The organism is uncultured Oscillibacter sp. (genome assembly GCF_910579365.1).
Classification (GTDB): domain Bacteria; phylum Bacillota; class Clostridia; order Oscillospirales; family Oscillospiraceae; genus Oscillibacter.
In genome coordinates this window covers 1-4,077 of record NZ_CAJTUX010000126.1, presented here as the reverse complement: position 1 = coordinate 4,077, position 4,077 = coordinate 1, and the positions used below count along the sequence as shown (strand labels likewise).

General features: G+C 56.9%; 3 protein-coding genes and 1 pseudogene. 2 read left to right on the top strand and 2 right to left on the bottom strand.

What is annotated here, in order from left to right:
• Positions 1-227 (bottom strand): annotated as a pseudogene (locus QZ329_RS15170) (recombinase); the annotation flags it as partial.
• Between the two features lie 503 nt (positions 228-730).
• Between QZ329_RS15170 and guaA the strand changes: the two are divergent.
• Positions 731-1,684 (top strand): glutamine-hydrolyzing GMP synthase, encoded by a 954-nt coding sequence (guaA, locus tag QZ329_RS15165; RefSeq protein ID WP_365352332.1) that lies wholly within the window; start codon positions 731-733, stop codon positions 1,682-1,684.
• Between the two features lie 251 nt (positions 1,685-1,935).
• On the opposite strand, the gene dpaL is transcribed toward guaA, so the two are convergent.
• Positions 1,936-3,150, bottom strand: a complete 1,215-nt coding sequence (dpaL, locus tag QZ329_RS15160) for a diaminopropionate ammonia-lyase (protein WP_295753843.1) — start codon at positions 3,148-3,150, stop codon at positions 1,936-1,938.
• A 475-nt stretch (positions 3,151-3,625) separates the two neighbouring features.
• Here dpaL and QZ329_RS15155 point away from each other — a divergent pair.
• On the top strand, positions 3,626-4,077 hold a 452-nt coding region (locus QZ329_RS15155), incomplete at its 3' end, for a 3-hydroxyacyl-CoA dehydrogenase NAD-binding domain-containing protein (RefSeq protein WP_295753842.1).

The window sequence follows — 4,077 nt, the reverse complement described above, 5'->3', positions numbered from 1 at the left end:
AGTTCCGTGAAACGCTCGTCCGATATGCGCCCGGTCACGCTGTCCTCATACAGCCTCTCGAAAAGCCCGTCCAGCTCTTTGTCCCTCGCCAGAAGCCCATCCAGCTCCCGCTGCTTCCTGGCCCGCTCATTCTCCGTCACTTTTGCGGAGCGGCCCATCATGGCCTTGATGAAATCGTCCTCGTCCTCGTTGGCGAAGCAGGCCAGCCGGTTCACCCCATACAGCACCACCCGCTCCAGAAATTCCAGCCGGATATAGTGAGTTTTGGAGCACTTGCGGAGGCCGGAATTGTGGTTTTGACAGCTAAAGAATTTGATGCCGTCCCGCCTTTGGCTCCGTTCGACAGATTTTGCATGGTAAAGTCCAGTTCATCCGCTAAACTGGCGCCGTCTCCGGCATATCCTTCGCCGCTAGTTCGGCTTTCAATCAGATTGAAAGTACCATCCCCATAAAAAGACAGCGGGCCAATATGTTGGTACAATATGCAATGGTCTGGCGGATCATCTCAGCGGCGTTCATTTCCTCCATAATGTTTTGGTGCTTGCGGCTATCATAATAATGTATCGGAAGCTGGGCCGCAGGGTCCGGCTCCCTCTGCTCTTTCCTTCTCTTCGAATGCGGAATCCTGTTGCTTTCCGGCTAAAAGTGTGATATAACAGCAGAGGGAAAAACCGGTGAAAATCATTGCAATGGAGGACAGTCTATGAACAACAACATTCGTCCCGCGGACATGAAGCGGATCAACACTCCCGAGCTGGCAGAGGCGTTCATCGCCGAGCAGGTGTCCCAGGTCCAGGCCCAGGTGGGCGATAAAAAAGTGCTGCTGGCTCTCTCCGGCGGCGTGGACTCCTCGGTGGTGGCGGCGCTGCTCATCAAGGCCATCGGCAAACAGTTGGTCTGCGTTCATGTGAACCACGGTCTTATGCGCAAGGGCGAAAGTGAGCAGGTCCTCTCGGTCTTCCGGGACCAGATGGACGCCAATCTCATTTATGTGGACGCTACGGACCGTTTTCTGGACCTCCTGGCCGGTGTGGACGAGCCGGAGCAAAAGCGAAAGATCATCGGCGGCGAGTTTATCAAGGTCTTTGACGAGGAGGCCCGAAAGCTGGAGGGCATCTCCTTCCTGGCCCAAGGGACCATCTACCCCGATATTCTGGAGAGCGACGGCGTGAAGGCCCACCACAACGTGGGCGGCCTGCCGGAGGATATGGATTTTGAGCTGGTGGAGCCGGTGCGGCTGCTGTATAAGGACGAAGTACGCGTCGTCGGCCGGGCTCTGGGTCTGCCGGTCTCTATGGTAGAGCGTCAGCCCTTCCCCGGGCCGGGCCTGGGCGTGCGGTGCCTGGGGGCTATTACAAGGGACCGCTTGGCGGCCCTGCGGGAGGCCGACGCCATCTTGCGGGAGGAGTTCGGCAAGGCAGGGCTGGCGGATCAGGTGTGGCAGTTCTTTGCCGTAGTGCCGGACTTCCGGTCCACCGGCGTGCGGGACGGCAAGCGGGCCTTTGACTGGCCGGTGATCATCCGGGCAGTCAATACCGTGGATGCCATGACGGCTACGGTGCCGGAGATTTCCTGGACGGTGCTGCAAACCATTACCGGACGGATTCTGGCAGAGGTGCCGGGCGTATGCCGGGTGCTGTATGATTTGACGCCGAAGCCGGTGGGGACGATTGAGTGGGAATGATTTCAGAGGGCTGGAAAGTCTTGATATGACTGGGTTTTATAAGGCTTAACCCCCTTCTATGGCAACGATTTGGCAACATTTTTTTCATTATCCATAGGAAAAGAGCTAACTGGTTTTGATTGGGCCAGTTAGCTCTTTTTGTGTTCTCATATCATTCCAAAGTGGGTAAAGGCATCCTTGATGTACTCCATCTTCTCTGATGGACAAGGCTTCTCTCGATTATCAGGTGAGATTCTGTACGGTATATGCGCTCAGACCGTGGCGTATTCGCCGTCCCAGATGACCTTGCGGAACTTCAGGGGGTCGGTGTTGCCCTCGGTGGAGAACATCAGTACCTGGCTGTAGCGGTCCAGACCGATGGCGTCCCGAAGCTCTTTATACTCGTCGGTTTCCATCAGGGCGGCGATCAGACCCATGCCCACCGCGCCGCTTTCACCGGAGATGACCTTGGGGTCGCCCTTTACGGGAACTGCCAGCATCCGCATGCCCCGGGCGCTGACCCAGTCGGGACAGGAGACGAAGGCGGCCGCGTGGTTGCGCAGGATGTCCCAGGAGATGATGTTGGGCTCGCCGCAGGCCAGACCCGCCATGATGGTTTGCAGGTCGCCGTCCACCACTCGGGGAGAACCGTCCCCGGCCAGGGCGCCCTGATACAGGCAGTCCGCCGCCTGGGCCTCCATAACGATGAATTTGGGGGGATCGTGGGGGAACAGGTTGGTGTAGTAGCCCACCACGGCTCCGGCCAGACTGCCCACGCCGGCTTGAATGAAAACGTGGGTGGGGCGGTTCGTGCCGATCTGGCGGAGCTGCTCGGCGGACTCGCTGGCCATGGTGCCGTAGCCCTGCATGATCCAGGTGGGAATTTCCTCATAGCCCTCCCAGGCAGTATCCTGGACGATGACGCCGTGCTCCGTCTGCTCCGCCTCGGCGGCGGCCATGCGGACGCAGTCGTCGTAGTTGACCTCCTCAATGGTCACCTGGGCGCCTTCTTTGGCGATGTTGTCAAAGCGGGGCTGGCTGCTGCCCTTGGGCATATGGACCACGGCCTTCTGGCCCAGTTTGTTGGCGGCCCAGGCCACGCCCCGGCCATGATTGCCGTCGGTGGCGGTGAAGAAGGTGGCCTGTCCGAACTCCCGGCGGAAAGCCTCGCTGGTCAGGTATTCATACGTCATCTCGGACACGTCCCGGTCCATCTCCTTGGCAATGTACCGGCCCATGGCGAAGGAGCCGCCCAGCACTTTGAAGGCGTTGAGCCCGAAACGGCGCGCCTCATTTTTCACGTACAGGCCGCCAAGCCCCAGGTACTTGGCCATTCCGTCCAGCTGGTCCAGGGGAGTGATGGAGTACTGGGGAAAGCTGCTGTGGAAGAAGCGGGCTTTCGCCACATTGGACAGGGACATGATGGAAAGCTGCTTGTCATCGCTCTTGGGCATGCGGTTCAGGGTCCACTTGATAGCCTCTTTCATGGTGCGGTCGCCTCCAAAAATAATATGTCGATCAGAAAAATTTTGAGCTCATGCCTGTATCATAACACAGAAAACAGAAAATGCAAGAGGGAATCTAAAAAATTTTTAGGTAAACTAAAAAAATGGAAGAGCGCACAAAACAACCCGCTGTTTTTTGTTGGAGCACGGCTGTGCGCCGGTCGGGAAGCGAAGAAGAAAGCGGCGGGTTCAGACGTTGAAAACAGCGGCTTGAAAAAGGGGAAGAGTTATAAAATTGTATAAAATTTAACGAATATTTTGTATGAACTGTAAAAAAGAAAAAAAGAGGGGAGCGGCGGTGAAATTGTACTTGATAATTCCGGCGAAGGACCCTATAATAAAGATTGTGAGCAAATTAGCAATGTCGGAATTTGCTTACTTTTCCCGGGTTTCAAAACGCCTGAGGGCATTGTAAACAGGACCAATCCTACAATAATGAATAACAGGAGGAACAATCATGAAGGTAGCTATTTTTGGCGCGGGCACGATGGGCAGCGGAATCGCTCAGGTTTTCGCGGCGAAGGGCCACACCGCTCTGATGTACGCCAGCTCTGTGGCGTCCGCTCAGAAGCACAAGGACAAGCTGGCCGCCTCTCTTCAAAAGCGCGTGGACAAGGGCCGGATGGAGCAGGCCGCCGCCGATGCGCTGATGGCCAACGTGCTGGTGGAGGAGAAGTCCGCCTGCGCCGACGCCGACCTCATCATTGAGTGCGTCAAGGAAGACATGGCCACCAAGAAGGCTCTTCTTGGCGAGCTGGACGCCATGTGCAAGCCCGAGGCCATCTTCGCCTCCAACACCTCCTCTTTGTCCATCACGGAGATGGCCAACGGACTGAATCATCCCGTGATCGGCATGCACTTCTTCAACCCCGTTCCCAGCATGAAGCTGGTGGAGATCATCCGGGGCGC